Annotated in this window: 20 protein-coding genes and 1 pseudogene; 13 read left to right on the top strand and 8 right to left on the bottom strand. The window is 72.2% G+C overall.

The annotated features are described in order from the left end of the window. The first annotated feature begins 30 nt into the window (after positions 1 to 30). From Asi02nite_RS20800 to Asi02nite_RS20790, 3 genes are all read left to right on the top strand, one after another. The gene (locus tag Asi02nite_RS20800) at positions 31 to 2340 is read left to right on the top strand and encodes an ATP-binding protein (RefSeq protein ID WP_203715390.1); all 2310 of its coding nucleotides are present in this window, start codon (positions 31 to 33) and stop codon (positions 2338 to 2340) included. A gap of 72 nt (positions 2341 to 2412) precedes the next feature. Next, a complete protein-coding gene (locus tag Asi02nite_RS20795) occupies positions 2413 to 3201 on the top strand; it encodes an alpha/beta fold hydrolase (RefSeq protein ID WP_203715388.1) in 789 nt (262 codons plus the stop codon). Next, a complete protein-coding gene (locus Asi02nite_RS20790; RefSeq protein ID WP_203715386.1) occupies positions 3198 to 4385 on the top strand; it encodes a M20 metallopeptidase family protein in 1188 nt (395 codons plus the stop codon). The genes Asi02nite_RS20795 and Asi02nite_RS20790 overlap by 4 nt, the downstream gene beginning before the upstream one ends. On the opposite strand, the gene Asi02nite_RS20785 is transcribed toward Asi02nite_RS20790, so the two are convergent. After that, the gene (locus tag Asi02nite_RS20785) at positions 4382 to 4747 is read right to left on the bottom strand and encodes a hypothetical protein (RefSeq protein WP_203715384.1); all 366 of its coding nucleotides are present in this window, start codon (positions 4745 to 4747) and stop codon (positions 4382 to 4384) included. The genes Asi02nite_RS20790 and Asi02nite_RS20785 overlap by 4 nt on opposite strands. A gap of 166 nt (positions 4748 to 4913) precedes the next feature. Between Asi02nite_RS20785 and Asi02nite_RS20780 the strand changes: the two genes are divergently transcribed. The 3 genes from Asi02nite_RS20780 (at position 4914) to Asi02nite_RS20770 (ending at position 7005) form a co-directional block, all read left to right on the top strand. Next, positions 4914 to 5651, top strand: coding sequence for an SDR family NAD(P)-dependent oxidoreductase (locus Asi02nite_RS20780; RefSeq protein WP_203715382.1), 738 nt, complete (start codon positions 4914 to 4916; stop codon positions 5649 to 5651). 164 nt (positions 5652 to 5815) lie between these two features. Then, complete coding sequence (locus Asi02nite_RS20775) at positions 5816 to 6349, top strand: restriction endonuclease (RefSeq protein ID WP_203715380.1); 534 nt, start codon at positions 5816 to 5818, stop codon at positions 6347 to 6349. Between the two features lie 29 nt (positions 6350 to 6378). Further along, complete coding sequence (locus Asi02nite_RS20770; RefSeq protein ID WP_239126863.1) at positions 6379 to 7005, top strand: GNAT family N-acetyltransferase; 627 nt, start codon at positions 6379 to 6381, stop codon at positions 7003 to 7005. Here Asi02nite_RS20770 and mraY read toward each other — a convergent pair. Together mraY and Asi02nite_RS20760 are read right to left on the bottom strand one after the other, a co-directional pair. Further along, positions 6984 to 8087, bottom strand: coding sequence for a phospho-N-acetylmuramoyl-pentapeptide-transferase (mraY, locus tag Asi02nite_RS20765; protein ID WP_203715378.1), 1104 nt, complete (start codon positions 8085 to 8087; stop codon positions 6984 to 6986). The two genes, Asi02nite_RS20770 and mraY, sit on opposite strands and share 22 nt — an antisense overlap. 57 nt (positions 8088 to 8144) lie before the next feature. Further along, positions 8145 to 9023: a helix-turn-helix transcriptional regulator gene (locus tag Asi02nite_RS20760; protein ID WP_203715376.1), complete on the bottom strand. Its 879-nt coding sequence runs from the start codon at positions 9021 to 9023 to the stop codon at positions 8145 to 8147. Positions 9024 to 9154: 131 nt separating this feature from the next. Between Asi02nite_RS20760 and Asi02nite_RS20755 the strand changes: the two genes are divergently transcribed. Continuing rightward, positions 9155 to 9607, top strand: a complete 453-nt coding sequence (locus tag Asi02nite_RS20755; protein ID WP_203715375.1) for a cyclophilin-like fold protein — start codon at positions 9155 to 9157, stop codon at positions 9605 to 9607. On the opposite strand, the gene Asi02nite_RS20750 is transcribed toward Asi02nite_RS20755, so the two are convergent. After that, positions 9601 to 9867 carry a hypothetical protein gene (locus tag Asi02nite_RS20750; protein ID WP_203715372.1) on the bottom strand — a complete coding sequence of 89 codons (267 nt, stop codon included), beginning with the start codon at positions 9865 to 9867 and terminating at the stop codon, positions 9601 to 9603. The two genes, Asi02nite_RS20755 and Asi02nite_RS20750, sit on opposite strands and share 7 nt — an antisense overlap. A gap of 92 nt (positions 9868 to 9959) precedes the next feature. Between Asi02nite_RS20750 and Asi02nite_RS20745 the strand changes: the two genes are divergently transcribed. Beyond that, positions 9960 to 10517 (top strand): DM13 domain-containing protein, encoded by a 558-nt coding sequence (locus Asi02nite_RS20745; RefSeq protein ID WP_203715371.1) that lies wholly within the window; start codon positions 9960 to 9962, stop codon positions 10515 to 10517. A gap of 23 nt (positions 10518 to 10540) precedes the next feature. Here Asi02nite_RS20745 and Asi02nite_RS20740 read toward each other — a convergent pair whose 3' ends face one another. After that, complete coding sequence (locus Asi02nite_RS20740) at positions 10541 to 11593, bottom strand: glutathione-independent formaldehyde dehydrogenase (protein ID WP_239126862.1); 1053 nt, start codon at positions 11591 to 11593, stop codon at positions 10541 to 10543. A gap of 213 nt (positions 11594 to 11806) precedes the next feature. Beyond that, positions 11807 to 12217 carry a winged helix-turn-helix transcriptional regulator gene (locus Asi02nite_RS20735; protein WP_203715369.1) on the bottom strand — a complete coding sequence of 137 codons (411 nt, stop codon included), beginning with the start codon at positions 12215 to 12217 and terminating at the stop codon, positions 11807 to 11809. A 155-nt stretch (positions 12218 to 12372) separates the two neighbouring features. Here Asi02nite_RS20735 and Asi02nite_RS20730 point away from each other — a divergent pair. Both Asi02nite_RS20730 and Asi02nite_RS20725 read left to right on the top strand, forming a co-directional pair. After that, positions 12373 to 13038: pseudogene (locus Asi02nite_RS20730) on the top strand (DsbA family oxidoreductase); the annotation flags it as partial. A gap of 18 nt (positions 13039 to 13056) precedes the next feature. Then, positions 13057 to 14520 carry an MFS transporter gene (locus tag Asi02nite_RS20725; protein ID WP_203715358.1) on the top strand — a complete coding sequence of 488 codons (1464 nt, stop codon included), beginning with the start codon at positions 13057 to 13059 and terminating at the stop codon, positions 14518 to 14520. Between the two features lie 3 nt (positions 14521 to 14523). On the opposite strand, the gene Asi02nite_RS20720 is transcribed toward Asi02nite_RS20725, so the two are convergent. Next, positions 14524 to 15408, bottom strand: coding sequence for a phytanoyl-CoA dioxygenase family protein (locus Asi02nite_RS20720; RefSeq protein WP_203715356.1), 885 nt, complete (start codon positions 15406 to 15408; stop codon positions 14524 to 14526). Positions 15409 to 15488: 80 nt separating this feature from the next. Then, positions 15489 to 17411 (bottom strand): potassium transporter Kup, encoded by a 1923-nt coding sequence (locus tag Asi02nite_RS20715; protein WP_203715349.1) that lies wholly within the window; start codon positions 17409 to 17411, stop codon positions 15489 to 15491. A gap of 239 nt (positions 17412 to 17650) precedes the next feature. Here Asi02nite_RS20715 and modA point away from each other — a divergent pair, with 239 nt between their 5' ends. The 3 genes from modA to Asi02nite_RS20700 are packed head-to-tail and all read left to right on the top strand — an operon-like array spanning position 17651 to position 20354. Further along, a complete protein-coding gene (gene modA / locus Asi02nite_RS20710) occupies positions 17651 to 18442 on the top strand; it encodes a molybdate ABC transporter substrate-binding protein (RefSeq protein WP_373312296.1) in 792 nt (263 codons plus the stop codon). Continuing rightward, complete coding sequence (locus Asi02nite_RS20705; RefSeq protein ID WP_203715340.1) at positions 18442 to 19272, top strand: ABC transporter permease; 831 nt, start codon at positions 18442 to 18444, stop codon at positions 19270 to 19272. The genes modA and Asi02nite_RS20705 overlap by 1 nt, the downstream gene beginning before the upstream one ends. After that, on the top strand, positions 19269 to 20354 hold the full coding sequence (locus Asi02nite_RS20700; RefSeq protein WP_203715337.1) for an ABC transporter ATP-binding protein: 1086 nt from the start codon (positions 19269 to 19271) through the stop codon (positions 20352 to 20354). Before Asi02nite_RS20705 ends, Asi02nite_RS20700 begins: the two co-directional genes overlap by 4 nt. Positions 20355 to 20357 lie beyond the last annotated feature (3 nt).

Genomic DNA, 20357 nt, shown 5'->3' with positions numbered 1-20357 from the left:
ACGGTGACCGGCGGAAACTACGCTGGGGTGGTGGCGCTGGTCGGACGTCGCCGGGAGCTCGCGGCGGTGGCAGAGCTGCTCGACCGGGCCGAGCGCGGCAGCGGCGGGCACCTGGTGGTGACGGGGCCGGCGGGAGCGGGCAAGACCACGCTTGCCGACGCCGCCGCGGCGCTGGCCCGCCGGCGGGGGATCGCCGTGTTCCGCGCCTCCGCCGCCGCCTCGGGTCCGCTGGTCTGGAACCAGCTGCTGCGCGACCTCGGCGTGGCGGAGCTGCCCGCCGCACCCACAACGGCCGACCTCGACCGGGCCGCGCGTGACGTCGCCGCCGGTGGTCCACGGCTGCTCGTCGTGGACGACGCCGACCGGGCCGGAGGCATGCCGTTCCTCACCCGGCTCGCATCCGGCGCGACCTCGGTCCTGGCGACCGCCGGCCGGTCGCTGGGCCTGGCGCCCGAGCTGCACCTGGGTGGCCTGCCCGAGCCCGACCTCGCCCGCCTGTTCGCCGACCTGCCGGCCGAGGCGGTCCACGCGGTGTGGCTCGCCACCGGTGGCCGACCGGGCCCGGCGATCAACATGGCCGCGCAGCTCGCCGACCTGCCTGACCCCGCCGACGCGGTGCTGCGCCTGGCGTTGGCGACCCCGTCGCGGGCGGAGTTCCTGGACCTCGACGTGGGTCTGGTCCGGCTGCTGGAGACGGCGGCCCAGCGTGACCTGCCGCCCGGCACCCGCGCCCGGGTGCTGGCCCGGCTCGCCCGCGAGCTGCTGGGGGACCGCTCGGCCGGTGACCGGCGGCGGCAGCTGATCGACGAGGCCACCCGGCTGGCCCGGGCGACCGGTGACCCGGAGACGATCGCCGAGGTCCTCGACTCCCGCCTGCACGCGCTGTGGGACCCGACCGCCGCCCAGGATCGGCTGGCCGGCGCGGCGGAGATCGTGGCGCTGGCCCGGGCCGCCGGCTCCGCCCGGCTGGAGCTGCGCGGGCTGTTCTGGACCTTCACCGCCCGCGCCGAGCTCGGCGACCTCGACGCGGCCGAGGAGGCGCTGCGGGTGTACGCCCGCACCGGCGAGCTGGCCGGCGACGCCGAGGTGGCGGTCGTGGTGCTGTCCCGGCAGGCGCTGCTGGCGACCATCCGCGGCCGGTTCGACGTGGCCGAGCGGCTGGCCGCCCGGACGGCGGAGGAGGGCCGGCGGATCGGTCTGGCCGACACCGAACGCCTGGTCGCGTCGTTTCGTGGCCGGCTCGCGCTGCTGCGTGGCGACGCGGCGGGTGAGGTCGAGCCGTTGCGTGAGCTGGCCCGGCGGTTGCCCGGCAGCTTCTTCGAGGCGACCGCCGCCCGCACGCTGGCCGAGTCCGGCCAGGACGGCGAGGCGGCGCTCGAACTGGCCCGCGTGCTGCCGGCCGTGCTGGCCGGGTCGGGTCCGCGCTGGCTCGGAGCGGTGGCCGACCTCGCGTTCGTCGCGGCCCGCGGCGGCGACCCGACGGCGGCGCGGACGTTGTACGACGCGCTGTCGCCGTACCGCGGACGCCTGGTCGTCTGGGGCCGGGCCAACATGATCACCGGACCGGTCGACGACTACCTGGGCAGGCTGGCCGCCCGCCTCGGCCGGCCCGACGACGCGGTGGACCACCTGAGCCGCGCGGTCGACCTCGCGGAGCGCACGGGCACGCTGCCGTGGCTCGCCTACACGCTGGCCGCGCGGGCCGAGGTCACGGGCGCGCCGGACGACGCGGCCCGGGCCCGCGCGATCGCCGAACAGCTCGGCCTCGGCGGGCTGCTCGCCACGCTGACGCCCGCCGCCGGCGAGTGGCGGCTACGCCGCGACGGCGACGACTGGCGGCTCGACGCGGGGTCCGAGACGGTCCGCCTCCGCGACGGGCGGGGCGTGCGGTACCTGCGCGCCCTGCTGGCCGCACCCGGGCAGGAGATCCCCGCGCTCGATCTCGTCGCCGGTGGTGCGGGGCTGCGGGTGCCGCCGGCCGAACCCGTGCTCGACGACGCGGCCCGGGCGGCCTACCAGCGCCGGCTCGCGACGCTCGGCGAGCACCTCGACGCGGCCGACCGGGCCGGCGACGCCGAACGGGCGGCGCTCGTCGAGGCGGAACGGACCGCCCTGCTGGCGGAGTTGCGGCGGGCCACCGGGCTGGGCGGCCGGCCCCGCACCCAGTCCGGCGAGGCCGAGCGGGCCCGGGTCAACGCCACCCGGGCGCTGCGGGCCACCGTCGAGCGGGTGGCGGCCGGCGCGCCGCTGGCCGGCGCGCACCTGCGGGCCTCGCTGCACACCGGCCGGCTCTTCCGCTACCAGCCGGCGCCCGGTGGCCCGGCCCGCTGGCACGTGTGAGCGCGGCCACGAACGGTTCGTACACCCCGTTGTTACGCCTGTCCCGGCGTAGACCGAGAACGGGGAGCACACATGACCGACAAGCCGACCTTCGGTGAGCTGGCCGCCGACAGCTACGGCGTGGCCGACGACCGACCGCCGCTGGTGCTGCTGCACGGGCTGACCTATGACCGGCGCCACTGGGCACCGCTGTTGTCGGCGCTGGCGGCGCTGGATCCGGGCCGCCGGATCGTCGCGTTCGACCTGCCGGGCCACGGGGAGTCGCCGCGACGCACGTCGTACCACCTCGACGAGGTGTGCCAGGTCGTCCACGCGGCCGTGACCGCCGCCGGCCTGGACGCGCCGGTGGTCGTGGGCCACTCGATCGGGGGTGTGCTGGCCACGCACTACGGCGCGACGTACGCCGCCCGCGGCGTCGTGAACCTCGACCAGCCGCTGCTGGCCGGCGGGTTCGCGGAGCTGCTGCGCCGGTCCGAGGCGACGTTGCGCGGGCCGGACTTCCTCGATGTCTGGGCGGGCATGCGGGCGCGGATGGGCGTCGACCGGCTGCCCGACGCCGCGCGGCACCTCGTCGACACCGCCACCACACCGCGACAGGACCTCCTGCTCGGCTACTGGGACGAGCTGCTGGTGCGGCCCGCCGCCGAGCACACCGCGCTCCGCGAGCGGGAGCTGGCCGCGATCGGGGCCCGGGGCGTCACCTATCAGTACGTGGTCGGCGAGGAGCCGGATCCGGCGTACCAGCGATGGTTGGTCTCCGCCCTGCCCGAGGTCGAGGTGACCCTGCTGGCCGGCGGCGGCCACTTCCCGCACCTGGTCCGCCCGGTCGACCTCGCCCACCTGCTGGCGGCGGGCCGATGAGCGACGACGCCGCGGCGCTCCAGGACGACCTGGTGCGGCTGCGCCGTGACCTGCACCGGCACCCCGAGATCGGCCTCGAGCTGCCGCGCACCCAGCGGGCCGTGCTCGACGCGCTCGACGGCCTGAGGCTGGAGATCACCCGCGGCACCGGCCTCAGCTCGGTGACCGCGGTGCTCCGCGGCGGCCGGCCGGGCCCGGCCGTGCTGCTCCGCGCCGACCTGGACGCGTTGCCGATCCACGAGGCGACCGGCCTGGACTACGCGAGCGTGGTCGACGGCGCCATGCACGCCTGCGGGCACGACCTGCACACCGCCATCCTGGTCGGCGCGGCCCGGCTGCTGGCGGGCCGCCGCCACGAGCTGCCCGGGGACGTGGTGTTCATGTTCCAGCCGGGCGAGGAGGGCTGGGACGGCGCCGGCCGGATGATCGCGGAAGGCGTCCTGGACGCCGCCGGCCGGCGGGTCAGCGCCGCGTACGCGCTGCACGTCCGGTCCTACGGCACGCCGCGCGGGCAGTTCACCAGCCGGCCCGGCACCGTGATGGCCGCCTTCGACGAACTCCGCGTGACAATCCACGGCCGGGGCGGGCACGGCTCCCTGCCGCACCGGGGACGGGACCCGGTGAGCGTGGCGGCGGAGGTGGTGACCGCGCTGCAGACCCTCGTCACCCGACGCTTCGACGTGTTCGACCCGGTCGTCGTCACGGTGGGGACCTTCCACGCCGGGACGAGTCCCAGCACGATTCCCGACACCGCCTCGTTCGGCGCGACCGTACGGACGTTCTCCGCGGCCAGCCGCACCGCCATCCGGACCGAGAGCCGGCGGCTGTGCGAGCGCATCGCGGAGGCACACGGCCTGACGGCCGAGGTCGAGTACGCGCAGCGGTACCCGCTCACCGTCAACGACGACGACCGGTACGCGTTCGCCCGCGGGGTGGTCGCGGACGTGTTCGGCCCGGAGCGCTTCCAGCCGATGCCGCATCCGGTCGCCAGCGCCGAGGACTTCTCCCGGGTGCTCGACGAGGTCCCCGGCTGCTATCTGATCCTCGGTGCGTCGGCCGCCGACGACCCGGAGCACGCACCGGTCAACCACAGCCCCCGCGCGGTGTTCGACGACGCGATCCTCGCGGACGGCGCGGTCCTGCTGGCGGAGCTCGCGTGCCGCTCGCTCGCCGAACACGGTTAGGCGCCGCAGGCCGCGGCGAAGTCGGACTCGGTGGCGCGGCGCAGGGTAAGGGTGACCGCCGGGTTGCGCGGGTCGACGCCGGCCGTCGCCGTTCCGGCGGCGTCCATCTCGATCCGAAGGAGAGACGTGGAGACGGTCAGGTCGTCCTGGCCGTCCCACGTGCCTTCGAGCCGACGGTGATAGAGGCCCTCGCCGGCATCGGTCCGTTCGGCGTTCAGCCCGAAGCGGGTGCCGCGGTAGTCGAGCGCGTCGCCGGAGATCGCGTACGTCACGTCGTGGTCGGCGCCACAGACCTTCGCGCGCCCGCCGATCTCCGAGCCTTCGTCGCCGCCGCCGACCCCGTGGGTCAGGCGCAGCACCATCGTGCGGCTGTCGAACAAAGGATGCGACCGCACTCCGCGCGGTCGCGGCGGACGCTGCTCGACAGCCATCGGACCCCCAAGATCGCGCTCAGGGTACGGGTGGACGATGAACGCACGGGAAGCGTTTGTTGACCTCAACCTCGGTTCAGCTGCTTGACTGGCGGCTATGGATCTTGACGGGTTGCACGTCGCGGTCACCGGGGCGGCGCGTGACACCGGGCGGCTGCTCGCCGAGGCGTTCGCCGAACGCGGTGCGCGGGTCTTCCTCTCGGCGCGTGACCTGCCGGCGGCCCGCGCGGTCGCGGATGCGATCAACGAGCGCGGCGCGGGCCGGGCGGAGGCGTTCCACTGTGACCTCGCCGCGCCGGATTCGGTGCGCGCGTTCGCCGCGGCCGTCGCCGACCGCAGCAGTCACCTCGATGTGCTGGTGAACAACGGCGCCGCGTACGTCGAGGGTGAGGACCTGGCCGACGCCTCGGACGACGCGATCGAAAGCGTGCTGGCCGGCGGCGGGACCGGCACGGTGCTCCTGACGAAGCATCTGCTGCCGCTCCTGCGCACGTCGTCGCGGCCCGACGTCGTCAACATGATCTCGGCCTGCGGCGAGGTGGGGCACCACCGCTCGGGTGCGCATCCGGCGTTCTACGCGGCCAAACACGCGCACGCCGGCTTCGCCGAGATCCTCTCGTACCGGCTCCGGCCCGAAGGCATCCGCGTGATCTCGCTGTTTCCACCGGACTTCGTGCAGGACGGGCCGCGGCGCGCGGACGGTGACCTCACGGCGCGGTCGGTCGTGGACTGCGTGCTCTTCGCGGTGGGTCAACCGCGGGACTGCTTCATCCGCGCGTTCCACTTCGAACAGGTACGCCGGTCCGGGCTCGGGACGACACCGGCCGTTCCGTAAGCTGCGGGCGAGCGAGATCAGGACGGCATCTGGAAGCCGGTGCAAACCCGGCACGGTCGCGCCACTGTGACCGAGTTCGCGGCGTCGCCGCGGTTCGGAAGTCAGACCCGGCGCCGTCGACGAGACACCCCACGGACGGGACGCGACATCCCTCGGAGGTTCCATTGGCCCGCCCACCCCTGCGCCTCGCCCCGCCTCCGGCGCGCCGGACCAGGGACACACCGCTCTTCGTCATCGCCGGGACCTGCGTCGGCGCCCTCGTCGCCGCCGCGCAACTCCTGCGGGTGCCGACCGAGTTGATCGTGGCCGGTCTGGTCGTGGTGGCGATCGTCGGAGCCCGGCTCGCCGCCAGACGCCGCCGAATGACCGAGGGCGACCTCGCCGCCCGCGTCGCGACCGTGCTGCGGGCCGGCGGTTGGCGCCGGGTGACGGTCACCAGCACCCTCGGCCACCTGGGCACCGACGTCGTCGGCGTGGCCCGGGACGGGCGCCGCTGGCTGCTGCGCTGTCCGCGCGACCCCGCGAGCCTCACGGCGGCGGACGTGTCCCGCTTCGCGGAAGCGGCCCGCTACCTGGGCCGCGGCGACGTCACGGTCCTCGTCACGTCCGGCCCGGTGCCGCCACCCGTCCGCGCCGCGGCGACACAGGCCCGCGTGACACTCGTGGATTCCGACGACCTCCCGGCCTGGATCGCCTGACGATCGGCTGTGGGGCGATACTCCCGCACGTGGGCGAAACCATCGGCCGGTCGTTGATCACTTCGGCCGTCCCACCCGTCGTCCCCCCGGGCAGCCTGGCCACGCTGGCCCAACCCGTGCTCGCCCTCGCCGGCGACGTGGAACTGCGGCCCTGGCGGGTCAGCGACGCCGACGCCCTGGTCGCGGCCGGCCAGGACCCGGCGATCCGGCGGTGGAACCTGCTGGTCGTGGCTTCTGCCGCGGAGGCGCGGGAGCGCATCGCGCGCATGGGCGCGCGCTGGCGGCACGAGCAGGGCGCGATCTGGGCCATCGCCCGTTCCGGCGGCGGCCCGGCGGTGGGCCTGATCGGCCTGGACGGCCTCGATCTCGCCGGCGGCAGCGCCGAGATCCTCTACTGGCTCCTGCCCGCGGGCCGCGGCCGTGGTGCCGCGGTCGAGGCCACGCGGCGCCTGAGCCGGTGGGCGTTCGACGACCTGGGCCTGCACCGGCTCCGGCTGTGCCACGCGACGGCCAACGAGGCGTCGTGCCGGGTGGCGACCAAGGCCGGCTTCGCCGTCGAAGGCACGATGCGCAGCGCCCTGCTGCATGAGGACGGCTGGCACGACCAGCACCTGCACGCCCGGATCCGCGACGGTTACCCGACGGCCGCCAGGTAGTCCGAGTAGAACAGGCCCAGCCCGACCGCCACGCAGACGCCCGCGACGATCCAGAAGCGGACCACGATGTTGACCTCGCTCCAGCCGCCGAGCTCGAAGTGGTGGTGCAGCGGCACCATCCGGAAGACGCGCCTGCCGGTCGTGCGGAACGAGACGATCTGGATCACCCAGGTCGTGGTGACGATGACGAAGAGGCCGCCGATCAGGATGGAGAGCAGCGTGGTGCGGGTGGCCACCGCGAGCCCGCCGATCAGGCCGCCGAGCCCCAGCGAGCCCACGTCGCCCATGAAGATCCTGGCCGGGGACGTGTTCCACCAGAGGAAGCCCAGGCAGGCGGCGGCCGCCGCCGCGGCGATCATGGCGATCTCCAGCGGATCGCGGACCTGGTAGCAGTACTCGTTCGCGCGGGCGTACGGGATGTCGGCGCACCAGTGCCGATACTGCCAGTAACCGATCACCGCGTACGCGCCGAGGACCAGGACCGAGGCGCCGGTGGCCAGGCCGTCGAGACCGTCGGTCAGGTTCACGCCGTTCGACATCGCCGTGATGACGAAGACGAACACGAGCACCGAGCCGATCTTGCCGACGTCCAGCCAACTGATGTCGCGGAAGAGCGAGATGTGCTCGCTGGCCACGGTCTGGCCGTTGGTGCTGGCCACGTAGAGCGCGGCGACGCCGAACCCGCCGCCGACCAGCGCCTGGCCGAGCAGCTTGCCCTTGGCGGACAGGCCGTCGGAGTTGCGCCGCCGCACCTTGAGGATGTCGTCGAAGAACCCGACCACGCCGCAGAAGACCAGCAGCCCGAGCAGGACGAGGGCCGTCATGGTCGGCCCCTCCTGCGCGATCTGCCGCTCGGGCAGCGTGGTCAGGGCGAGGTGCCCGGCGACGTAGGCCAGCACGGTCGCCACGATGAAGGCGACGCCGCCCATCGTGGGCGTGCCCTTCTTGCTCAGGTGGGTGGCCGGCCCGATGGATCGGATCGGCTGGCCCGCCTTGAGCGCCGTGAAGACCCGGATGGCCACCGGCGTGCCGAACAGCGAGATGATGAACGCGACCGCCGTCGTGCCGATGACGGCCCTCACGGACGAGCCTCGATGGCCTGTGCGATCAGCGGGCCGTGCGGGTGGTCGTTCGCGAGATCATCGGTCACGGGACATGAGCTTGCCACGGACCTCGAGCCCGGTGGTGGCGGCCCAGGACGCGAGGAGGGTGAGCGCGTGGGCGGTCGGTGAGCCGGGCTCGGCGGCGTAGATGGTCATGGCGAGGCCCGGTTCGGCGCGCAGGTCGAGGCTTTCGTAGGCGAGGGTGAGGTCGCCGACGACGTGGTGGTGGAAGTGTTTGACCCCGGCCCCATGCGTACGCACGTTGTGGGCGCCCCAGAGGCGGCGGAACTCGTCGCCGCGGGTCGACAACTCGCCGACGAGGTCCTGCAGGCCCTTGTCGTGGGGATTCTTGCCGGCCGCGGTGCGCAGGTTCGCGACGGCTGTCTCGGCGGCCAGGTCCCAGTCGGGATAGAACCGGCGGGCGGCGCTGTCGAGGAAGATGTACCGGGCGAAGTTCGGCGTGGTGCTCGCGCCCGCGTAGAGGTCGCTGAACATGGCGCGGCCGAGGTGGTTGGTGGCCAGCAGGTCCAGCCGGTCGTTGCCGACGCCGGCCGGCGTGGTGATGGCGTCGAGCGACCACTGCAGGCTCGGGCGCACGGTCTGCCGGCTGCGGCGGCGGGGGCTGCGGAGGCTGCCGTCGGCCGCCTGGGCCAGGCGGAGCAGGTGCGCCCGTTCGGCGTCGTCGAGTCGCAGGGCGCCGGCGATCGCCTCGAGGACACCGGCGGAGACGCCGGCCAGGGAGCCGCGTTCGAGTTTCGCGTAGTACTCCACGCTCATCCCGGCCAGCGCCGCCACCTCGCTGCGCCGCAGCCCCGGGACCCGGCGGTGCCCGCTGACGGGAAGGCCGGCCTGCGCGGGGCTGACCTTCGCACGGCGCGAGGTCAGGAACTCACGCACCTCGACCCGGTTGTCCACGACACCGACGGTACGGCGCGCGCCCGGCGCGGGGAACGTACTGGCAGTACACCCATCGCCAGTGACTTCCTGGCGCCGCCCGGCGCGGGTGTGCTGGGTGCGTGACCTCGTGGACGCGCCTTGTGGTTGTCGTGACAGCGACCGCCGTGCTGTCGGGCTGTTCGACCTTGGCCGGACCGGCGCCCGACTCGACGTTGCCGGCCGCGCCGTCGGGCGCCGGCGTGGTGCTGCGGTTCGACGGCCAGACGGTCACCGCGGCCCTGGCCGACACTCCCGCGGCGCAGGAGTTCACCGCCATGCTGCCGTTGACCGTGCGGCTGCGGGACGTGTGGGGGCAGGCGAAGTCCGGGCGGCTGCCGCACACGTTGGCGGTCGAGGGTGCGGCACCGATCCACGACCCGACCCCGGGAGAGATCTACTTCTGGCCCTCGACCGAGGTGCTGGCCATCTACTACGCCGATCTCGGTCAGACGGTGCCCGCCCCGGGCCTGGTCCGCCTGGGCGTCGTGAACGCGGGCCTGGACCAGCTAGCCGGGGCGGGCCGCCAGGTCACGGTCCGGATCGAACGGCAGCCGCCTCACTGACCCAACGCCTTGGCCAACTCGTCGCGGCCCATCTTCGACCGGCCGGGCAGGTTCCGCTTCTTCGCCATCTCGTACGACTCCGCCCGGGTCTTCGGCTCGCTCGACCCGGTCCGCTTCCGCTGCGCGACCGCCGCGCCCTGCTTCCCCAACGCGGTGCGGGTCTTGGCGGGCATCTTCGAGATCGACTTGTTCGCCTTGGCCCCGGCCTGGGCTTTACGCACGTTGGACCTTGCGGCCTTCGTCTGCTTCGTCGTAGCCATGACGTCCGAATACCCCGCCCGGCCCGTTATTCACCGCGAGTCGTCACCGTTCGGTAAGGACTTTCCCGACCGATTCGCGGTCTACTCAAAGCGTGATCGCGCGTCTGCTTCGCCGGCCGTTGGTGTGGGTCGCGGTGGTGCTCCTCGTCTTCGGCGCGGGGGTCGGCCTCTACTGGTTCCAGCCGTGGAAACTCGTCACCGACCGTGAGGTCAACGAGTCGTTGGCCGCGGTCCCGGCGTCGCCGAGCCCGAGCCCGGCGTCGCCGGCCCCCGCCGCGGCTTCTCGACCGTCGGTCGTGCGGCAGGGACAGTTCGTCAGCCACGAGCACGACACCAGCGGCCTGGCGCGGATCGTGCTGAACGTCGACGGATCGCACGTGCTCGAGCTGGTCGGCCTCGACACCTCCAACGGCCCGGACCTGCGCGTATGGCTCTCCGACCAGCCGGTGCGGTCCGGCGCGGGCGGGTGGCGCGTCTTCGACGACGGCGCCTGGGTCGAGCTCGGAGAGCTCAAGGGCAACAAGGGCGATCAGGCGTACGCGATCCCGGCGGGCACGAACCTGGACCAACTGACGAGCGCCGCGATCTGGTGCAAGCGCTTCTCGGTCTCCTTCGGCGCGGCCACCCTCGCACCGGCGCCCCGCCCGTGAGCAGGAGCGCCGGTGCCTGGGCGTCAGGCGGACCGGCCTGGGCCTAGGAGGACCTTCGTCCAGCCGTCCTCGCGCTTGTCGAAGTGGTCGTAGGCCTCGACCGCCTGGTCGAGCGGCAGCTCGTGCGAGACGATCTTCGACGGATGCGCCTCGCCGCGGATGATCAGGTCGCGGAGGTGGCGGTTGTACGCCTTGACCGGGCACTGGCCCGTGCCGATCCGCAGTCCCTTGGTCCAGGCGGCGCCGAAGTCGAACGCGACCCGTCCCTGCTTCGCCTGCTCCGTGGCCGCCTGCGGGTCCTCGGGCACGTAGACGCCGACGACGCCCAAGCCGCCGGTGGCGCGGACGACGCCGACGAGCTGGTCCAGGGCCAGCTCCGGGTGTTCCTCGCCGGTCTGGTCGTGCGCCTGGTAGCCGACCGCCTCGACGCCGCAGTCGACGCCGAAGCCGTCGGTGGCGTCCATGATGGTCTCGGTCGGGTCGACCTGCGAGAAGTCGACGGCGGTGGCGCCGTACTCGGTGGCCAGCGCCAGCCGGTCGGCCTCCTTGTCGACGACGAAGACCTGAGAGGCGCCGCGCAGCACCGCGCTGTGTGCGGCCATCAGCCCCACCGGCCCCGCGCCGTAGATCGCCACCGTCTTGCCCGGGGCGACGCCGGCCAGTTCGGTGCCGTGGTAGCCCGTGGGGAAGATGTCGGACAGCATCGTGAAGTCGTTCTCGTGCTCCGTGCCGGCCGGCAGTTCGAGCAGGTTGAAGTCGGCCCACGGCACGCGCAGGAACTCGGCCTGCCCGCCCCAGTAGGGGCCCATCATCGGGTAGCCGTAGCCGGCGCCGGGCTGACCGGAGGGGTTCGCCCGCAGGCAGGCGGAGGTGAATCCGTCGTTGCAGTTGCGGCACGTACCGCAGGCGAGGTTGAACGGCACCGACACCCGGTCGCCGACCTTGATCCGGTCGACGCCGGGGCCGACCTCCTCCACGACGCCCATGTTCTCGTGGCCGAAGACCATGCCCGGGTCCATCGACGCGCGGCCCTCGTAGGGATGCAGGTCCGATCCGCAGATGTTGGCGGTGGTCACCCGGATGACGGCGTCACCAGGTTGTTCGATCTTGGATCATCGACATTCTCGACGGATACCTTGTACGGGGCCCTGTAGACGACAGCCTTCATGTCCATGCTCCTCACGTCGCTCCCAGGACGGGCTACCCGCACGAGCGACGCCTACACAACCGCCCGCGTACGACGGAGCTGTTCTGTCGCCCTCCGATGCGGACGACCGTGGAGCGGGGCTTCAGGCGGTGTTCGTCCGGTCGAACGTCGCGCGGTGGGTGCGGATGTCGTCGCGGTGGTCGTAGGCCCACCGGGCCAGCGCCAGGACCGAGCTCAGTAGCGACTGGCCGAGGCCGGTCAGCGCGTATTCGACCCGGGGTGGGACCTCCGGATAGGCCGTGCGCTCGACGAGGCCGTCGCGGGTGAGGTGTTTGAGCGTCAGGGTGAGCATGCGCTGGGAGATGCCGGGGATCGCCTGCTGGAGGTCGGTGTAGCGGCGCGGCCCGTCGCCGAGCGTGCCGATCACGAGAACGGTCCACTTGTCGCCGACGCGATCGACGACCCCCCGGATGAACCCCGCGTCGTCGGCCCATTCCTCGCAGGGCCCGGGAAGCCGGAGTCCGGCCGCACGAAAGTCCGCCGCGGTTGGCACGGGCGCCACCTCTTCCTCGTACGAACACAAAAGTGCCTTTTGTAAGCCCTTTGATCCTGACGCACGATGTGGTTACGCACAAGTCGTAAGTGTTGGAGATGCGAATGAGGATCGAGATCTGGTCGGACATCGTGTGCCCCTAGTGCGGGCTCGCGAACTACCGGCTCGACGAGGCGTTGGCGCGGTTCGACCACCGGGACCGGGTCGAGGTGGTGCACCGGTCGTTCGTGATGGCACCGGACCTGCCCACCGGCGACGGCATCTCCCAGCGCGAGGTGCTGCGCCGGGTGGGAAAGGTCGGCCAAGCCGCCGAGGACTACATCCGGCCGATCGAGCGGCTGGCCTGGCGCGACGGCCTGCAGCCCTACGAGGTCATGGACCGTGACATGGGCAACACCGAGCTGATCCACGAGTTCCTCGCCTTCGCCGCCGAGCACGGGGGCAACACCGAGGCCTGGCGCCGCGCGTACCGCGACCACTTCGGAAAGGGCCGGACGCTGTTCAGCCTCGACGCCGTCGTCGCGTTCGCCACGGATCTCGGCTTCGACGCCGGCGAGGTGCGTGTGGCGCTCACCGACCGGCGCTACCGCGACCGGGTGCGGGCGGACCATCAGACGGCGCTGCGGCTCGGGGCGCGCGGCGTCCCGTTCACCGTCGTCGACGAACGCTACGGCCTGTCCGGCGCCCAGGAGATCGACACCTACCTGCGCGTCATCACCCAGGCCTGGGACGAGTCCCCGCGGGTCACGCTCGCCGGCGCGCCCGACGCGGACGTCTGCGCCGAGACCTGCACCACCGACCGCCGCGCCCCGCGGCCGTAGCTCCTGCACGGGGGAACAGTGAAGAACTCCAAGGCGATCCTCTGGATCGTCCTGATCGGACAGTTCATGGTCGTGCTCGACGCGACCATCGTGACGGTGTCCCTGCCGTCCATCTCCACGAGCCTGGGCTTCGAGAGTCAGGGCCAACTGCAGTGGGTCATCAACGTCTACGTCCTGTTGTTCGGCGGCTTCCTGCTGTTCGGCGGTCGGGCCGGTGACCTGATCGGCCGGCAGCGCATGTTCGTCATCGGCCTGGCGCTGTTCGGTGTGTCGTCGTTGGTCAACGGGCTGGCGCAGAACCCGGAGACGCTGATCGTCGGTCGCGCGGTGCAGGGCCTGGGCGGCGCGCTCACCTCGCCGGCCGTCCTGTCGATCATCATCGTCACCTTCGAGGGCGTCGCCGACCGGGCCAAGGCGCTCGGCGTCTTCAGCGCGGTCACGGCGTCCGGCAGCGCGTCCGGCATGCTGGCCGGCGGCGTCCTCACCGAGTGGCTGAGCTGGCGGGCCATCTTCCTGGTCAACGTGCCGATCGCGGCGATCGCCGTCATCGGCGCCCTGCGCGTCATCCCGAACAGCCGCCACCGGGTCGCGGGGGAGAGGAACCGGATCGACCTGCCGGGTGCGGTCACCATCACCGCCGGGCTACTGCTTCTCGTGTACGGCATCGTGAATGCCGCCGACTGGGGCTGGGGTTCCGCGAAGGTGTGGTGGATCATCGCCGGAGCCGCCGCGCTCATCGCGCTGTTCTTCGTGATCGAGGCCCGGTCCCGGCACCCGCTCGTCCGGCTGGGCATCTTCCGCCACCGGGCGCTGGCGGTCACGAACACCACGATGTTCCTGATGCGGGCGGGGATGTTCGTCATGATGTTCTTCCCGACCCTGTATCTGGCCGACGTCAAGGGCTTCAGCCCCATCCAGAACGGCCTGGCGTACGTGCCATGGCCGGTCGCGATGTTCGTGGCCAGCAGGTTCGCGCAGCGCATCATCGCCAAGGCGGGTCCGAAGGCGACCCTGCTGCCCGGCCTGGTCATCCTGGCCGGCGGCCTGTTCGCGCTGAGCTTCAGTGACGCGAACAGCTCGTACGCGGCCGGTGTCCTGCCGGGCATGCTCCTGACCGCGATCGGCGCCGGCCTGGCCTGGGCGGCCATGTTCCTGACCGCGTCGGTCGGCGTGCAGCCGGGGGAGAGCGGCCTCGCGTCCGGCCTCATCAACACGTCGCAGCAACTCGGCAGCGCCATCGGGGTCGCGATCATCAGCTCGATCGCCGCGGCGTACACCAGTGATCTCGTCGGCCGGGGCGCCGGCGCGAACGAAGCCTTGGTCAAGGGCTTCGACCGGGGCTATCTGATCGGTACGTTCGTCATGCTGGGCGCGGCCGCCGTAGCGCTGTTCGGCCTGCGCCGAACCGACGGGCGGCACGCCCCGGCGCCGCGGCGGGAGGAGGTGCCGGTGACGAACCTCGAACCGGCGCTCGGGGACTGAGTCTCAGCGCCAGGGCTCGAGGTCGAGTTTCGGATAGCGCAGGGCCATGCCCGCCAGGGTTTCGGGCGTCCAGTAAGGATGTCCGGGCGGCGGGAAGCCGAGCGACTGGAGCTGACGCGGGGTGGCGCGGTGGACGAACTCGGCCCACTCGTCGGAGTAGCTCTTCATCGCCCACCCGACCCGGTGTCCCCAGTGGAGGCTCGATGGCCGGAAGCTCAGATGCATGCTGTAGCGGGCGCCGCCCGGTGCGCGCAACTGCGTGCCGCGATGGAAGGTCCCGGCCTCGAAGGCGATGACGGTGCCCGCGGGCCCGGCTCCGGACACTTCGGCGTCGTAGAGCGCCGGGTCGGCGCGCCCCACGAAGCGGCCGGCGCCCTCGTGCCCGGGGCGGAGCAACCAGTTGGGCACGGCGGGCAGGTGGGCGGTGTGCGCGCGGGAGACAAGATGCGGCGGCCCGAGATCCTCGAACACGTCGTTGAGGAACACGAACATCTCGACCTGCTGGCACCCGGGTGTGGTGCTGGGCACGAGAATGGTGTGGCCGAGGTAGTCGCGGTGGAGGTCCTGGTCGTAGTCGCAGGCGCCGGTGTATTTCGCCCAGGCCTCCGCCCCGTAGAGGTGAACGTCGTCGTCCTGCAGCAGGGCTGCGGCCAACCCCAGGATGCGATCGTTCACGGCCAGGAGGCTGATCTCCGTGCTGGCGAACGGAAAGGTGTCGATCCCGGCGAACTCGTCGCCGACGAAACGCCCCCGCCGCGGATCGGTGCCGTCATGGAACCCGTCGGCGGAGGGAAACAGCAGGTCCAGTTCCTTGGTGGCGGCGGTCAACTCGGCCGCGGGCAGAAACCCGGGAAGGATCACGAAGCCATCGCTCTGCCAGGCCCGCACCGCGTCTTTGACGTCCACCGAGCCAGGATCAGCGAGGCGAGATCGACGGGCAACCAGTTTTCGATGATGGCCAGCCGTGCTCAGACCGCGATGCGGGAGCCCATGATGACGGTACGTTCGCGCGGCAGGCCGAAGTACTCGGCGGCGTCGGCCGTGACGTACGACGTCGCGATGAACAGCCGCTTCCGCCAGCCCGCCATCGTGGGCGCGTCGCCGCGGGTCAGCTCGATCTTCGACAGGAAGTACGAGGCACCCTCGAGGGCGGCCGTGCCCTCGGTGCGGTCCGGTCGCAGCAGCGCCAGGGCGGCGAGGACGTTCGGCGTCTCGATGTAGCCGTACCGGGCGATGACGTGCACGATCCCGTCCTCCGCGTAGCCGAGGTCGTCGACCTCGATCCGCGCGCTGTCCGGCACGTACGGCACGGTCTCCGTCTCGATCGACAGGATCAGCACGTGCTCGTGCAGCACGTGGTTGTGCTCGACGTTGGCCCGCAACGCCAAGGGTGCCGTCTCCTTGCCGCGATTGAGGAACACCGCCGTGCCGGGCACCCGCGTGAACGTGCCGGCGTGGTCGTGCAGGTCGGCGACGAACTCCCGCAGCGGGCCCTCGGCCTCGGCGCGTTCGCGCGTGACCACCTGCCGCCCGCGCTGCCAGGTCGTCATCACCGCGAACGCGACCACGGCGATCAGCAACGGCAGCCACGCGCCGTGCAACAGCTTGGTCAGGTTGGCCCCGAGGAACAACAGGTCCATCGCCAACAGGAAGCCCGCGCCGACGATCGTGATCCATAGTGGAGTCCTGAAGCGGACGTGGGCGAGATAGAAGAAGACCAGGGTCGTGATCGTGATGGTCGCGACGACCGCCATGCCGAAGGCGTACGCCAGAGCGGCGGAGCTGCGGAACGCGAAGACGAGCGTCAGCACCGCGACCATCAGCAACCAGTTGATCCACGGCACGTAGATCTGGCCGATCGTCGACGCCGACGTGTGCGCGATCCGGACCCGGGGCAGGTAGCCCAGCTGGGCCGCCTGGCTCGCCACCGAGAAGGCGCCGGTGATGACGGCCTGCGAGGCGATGACGGTCGCGGCGGTCGCGAGCACGACCATCGGCAACCGGGCCCAGTCGGGAGTCAGCAGGAAGAACGGGCTGCTGATGTTGCTCTGGTCCTTAAGGATCAACGCGCCTTGGCCGAAGTAGCTGAGCGTGCAGGACGGCAGCACCAGCAGCAGCCAGCCGCGGGTGATCGCCCGCCGGCCGAAGTGCCCCATGTCGGCATACAGCGCCTCGGCGCCGGTGACCGCGAGCACGATCGCCGCGAGGGCGTAGAACGCGATGTGGAAATGCCCGGTCAGAAACGTGATCGCGTACGACGGGGACAGCGCGCGAAGAATGCCCGGGTTCTCGACGATCCCGCCGACACCGCAGGCGCCGATCGCCAGGAACCAGGCGATCATCACCGGGCCGAAGAACCGGCCGACCGCGGCCGTGCCCAGCCGCTGGACGAGGAAGAGCAGCACGATGATCACGGCGGTGATCGGCACGACGGCGTCCGCGAGGCTGGGCTGCACCACCTTGAGGCCCTCGATCGAGGACAGCACCGAGATCGCCGGCGTGATCATGCTGTCGCCGAAGAACAGGGCGGCGCCGAACACCCCGAGCCCGGCCAGCACCAGCGCACTGCCCCGCCGCCGGCCGGTCACCCGGCGCAGCAGGGTGATCAGGGCCATGATGCCGCCCTGCCCCTGGTTGCTGACCCGCATCACGAGCGAGACATAGGTCAAGGTGACGATGAGCATCACGGACCAGAACACCAGCGACACGACGCCGTACACGTTGCCGCTGCTGACCGGCACCGGGTGCGGGTCGGCGGGGTTGAAGACGGTCTGGATCGTGTAGATCGGGCTGGTCCCGATGTCACCGAACACGACACCGAGCGCGCCGACCACCACGGCCGCCCGCACGACGTCGCGACCACCGGGCGCTGCCGCCGGCGAAGACTCCATGTGCACCGATCGGCCCTCTCGACGTCGCGCCACCGGCGTCCATCCTGCCGGCCCGACCCGGCCACACCCGTCAAGAAAACGTCAAGATCTACTCGTTTGATTCGCCGGTCGCGCGGGCCTCGTTGGTCGCTGTTACGCGCGCAACTGCGAACTATCGAAGGCTACGTTCGCCGCGAAAGCGAGCCCCGATAGCCGTTTCGCGCGGCAGATGCGACTGCTAGCGTTGTGCTGTGACAAGCGTGATCACACGTTCGATACGCGGGGTGGTGGCCGGCCTGGCGGCGACCGCCCTGCTGGCCCTTGGCGCCTGCGGCAGCGGCGACGAGTCGAGCGGCACCGTCGGCGCACCGGCGGGCACCGGCGACATCACCGTCTTCGCCGCGGCGTCGCTGACGGAGGCGTTCACCCAGATCGGCAAGGACTTCGAGGCCGCCAACCCCGGCACCAAGGTGATCGTCAACTTCGCCGGATCGTCGGCGCTCGCGACGCAGATCAACCAGGGCGCCCCGGCTGACGTCTTCGCCTCGGCGGCGCCGGCCAACATGAAGACCGTCACCGACGCCGGCAACGCGGAGGGGCAGCCGACGATCTTCGCCAAGAACCAGTTGGTCATCGCCGTCGCCAAGGGCAACCCGAAGGGCATCCAGGGGCTGCCCGACCTGAGCAAGTCCGACGTCAAGGTGGCGCTCTGCGCCGCGCAGGTGCCGTGCGGCGCCGCGGCCAAGAAGGCGCTGGCCGCCTCCGGCGCGAACGTCACGCCGGTGACCCAGGAGCAGGACGTCAAGGCCGCCCTGTCCAAGGTGACCCTCGGCGAGGTCGACGCCGCCCTGGTCTACCGCACCGACGCCAAGGCCGCCGCGAGCAGCGTCGACGCGGTCGACTTCCCCGAGTCGGCCCAGGCCGTCAACGACTACCCGATCGTCGTGCTGAAGGACGCCCCCAACAAGGCGGGCGGCCAGGCGTTCGTCGACTACGTGACCTCCGACCCCGGGGAGAAGGTCCTGACGGACGCCGGCTTCCAGGCCCCGTAGTGACCACCACAGACGCCGCCGGCGCCAGGAAACCCCGGTTCCGGCGGCGCGTCGGCCGTACCCCCGTGGTCCTGGTCCTCCCGGCGATCCTCGCCCTGGCCTTCCTCGTGCTTCCGCTGGCGGGGCTGCTGATCCGGGCGCCGTGGGCGACGCTGCCGCAGCGCCTGACCGACCCGCAGGTCCTCACCGCGCTGCGGCTGTCGCTGGAGACGTCGACGCTCGCGACGATCCTCTGCCTCGTGCTGGGCGTCCCACTGGCCTGGTTGCTGGCGCGCGTCGAGTTTCCCGGCCGCCGCCTGGTCCGTGCGCTGGTGACCGTGCCGCTGGTGCTGCCGCCCGTCGTCGGCGGTCTCGCGCTGCTGCTGGTGTTCGGCCGCCGCGGGCTGCTCGGCGAATGGCTCGACCAGGCGTTCGGGCTGACGTTCGCGTTCACCACCAAGGGCGTCGTCCTGGCCGAGGCGTTCGTCGCCATGCCGTTCCTCGTCATCGCCGTCGAAGGCGCGTTGCGGGGCGCCGACACCCGCTTCGAGGAGGCGGCCGCGACGCTCGGCGCCGGGCGGTGGACCACCTTCCGGCGTGTCACCCTCCCGCTCGTCGCGCCCGGGATCGCTGCCGGCGCCGTGCTGTGCTGGGCCCGCGCGCTCGGCGAGTTCGGCGCGACCATCACCTTCGCGGGCAACTTCCCGGGCAGGACGCAGACGATGCCGCTGGCCGTCTACCTCACCCTCGAACAGGACCTCGACGGCGCGATCGTGCTGAGCCTCATCCTGCTGGTGGTGTCGGTGGTCATCCTCGCCGGCCTGCGCGATCGCTGGATCACGGCTCCATGACCGGCCCACTCGTCGACAGCCGCATCGTCGTCGACCGCGGCGCCTTCCGCCTCGACATCGACCTGCGCATCGACCCCGGCGAAGTCGTCGCGCTGCTCGGTCCCAACGGCGCCGGGAAGACCACGGCGCTGCGCGCGCTGGCGGGTCTCGTACCGTTGACCGACGGGCACATCCGGCTGCGCGACCGCGAACTCGACGACGCCCGGGCCCGGCGCTGGGTGCCCGCCGAGCACCGGCCGATCGGCGTGGTCTTCCAGGACTATCTGCTGTTCCCGCACCTGACCGCGCTCGAGAACGTGGCCTTCGGCCCGCGCAGTCACGGCACAGGCCGCAAGGAAGCGCATACGGTCGCCGCGGCGTGGCTGGACCGGGTGGGGCTCGGTGACCACGCGCGCCGCAAGCCGCGGCAGCTATCCGGCGGCCAGGCACAGCGCGTCGCACTCGCCCGTGCCCTCGCCGTCGAGCCCGAACTGCTGCTCCTCGACGAGCCACTCGCGGCGCTCGACGCCCGTACCCGCCTGGACACCCGCGCCGAACTGCACCGCCACCTCGCCGCGCATCCAGGCGCGACACTGCTGGTCACGCACGACCCGCTCGACGCGCTGGTCCTCGCCGACCGGCTCGTCATCCTCGAAGGCGGCCGGGTCGTCCAGGAGGGCGACGCCGCCGAGATCACCGCCCAACCGCGTACGGACTACGTCGCCCGCCTCGTCGGACTCAACCTCTACCGGGGCCGGGCCGTGGGCGGCAGGGTCGACATCGCGGGTGACCTGACGCTGATGACCACCGACTCCGTCGACGGCGAGGCGTTCGTCGCGTTCCCCCCGGTCGCCGTGGCCGTCCACATTGAACGGCCGACCGGCAGCCCGCGCAACACCTGGCCGGCCACGATCGCGGCCATCCAGCGCCACGGCGACAACCTTCGACTCCAACTCGACGGCCCGATCGCCGCGGCCGCCGACATCACCCCCGCCGCCGCCGCGCAGCTCGACCTCACCCTCGGCCGCCACGTCTGGGCCGCGGTCAAGGCGACGGAAACCCGCGCCTATCCCGCGGACGCGGCAGGATGGCCGGCCGGCTGACAT

Origin of the sequence: Asanoa siamensis, assembly GCF_016862555.1 — a bacterium.
Lineage (GTDB): Bacteria > Actinomycetota > Actinomycetes > Mycobacteriales > Micromonosporaceae > Asanoa > Asanoa siamensis.
Note: the sequence above shows the minus strand (reverse complement) of the source record. Positions and strands in the feature narration are given on the sequence as shown.

What these genes read in the sequence shown, in the direction of transcription:
- Asi02nite_RS20780 (WP_203715382.1), top strand. Translation starts at nt 4,914, where the DNA reads ATGGATCTTGACGGGTTGCACGTCGCGGTCACCGGGGCGGCGCGTGAC.
- Asi02nite_RS20750 (WP_203715372.1), bottom strand. Translation starts at nt 9,867, where the DNA reads ATGGCTACGACGAAGCAGACGAAGGCCGCAAGGTCCAACGTGCGTAAA.
- Asi02nite_RS20700 (WP_203715337.1), top strand. Translation starts at nt 19,269, where the DNA reads ATGACCGGCCCACTCGTCGACAGCCGCATCGTCGTCGACCGCGGCGCC.
- Asi02nite_RS20795 (WP_203715388.1), top strand. Translation starts at nt 2,413, where the DNA reads ATGACCGACAAGCCGACCTTCGGTGAGCTGGCCGCCGACAGCTACGGC.
- Asi02nite_RS20785 (WP_203715384.1), bottom strand. Translation starts at nt 4,747, where the DNA reads ATGGTGCTGCGCCTGACCCACGGGGTCGGCGGCGGCGACGAAGGCTCG.
- Asi02nite_RS20790 (WP_203715386.1), top strand. Translation starts at nt 3,198, where the DNA reads ATGAGCGACGACGCCGCGGCGCTCCAGGACGACCTGGTGCGGCTGCGC.
- Asi02nite_RS20715 (WP_203715349.1), bottom strand. Translation starts at nt 17,411, where the DNA reads ATGGAGTCTTCGCCGGCGGCAGCGCCCGGTGGTCGCGACGTCGTGCGG.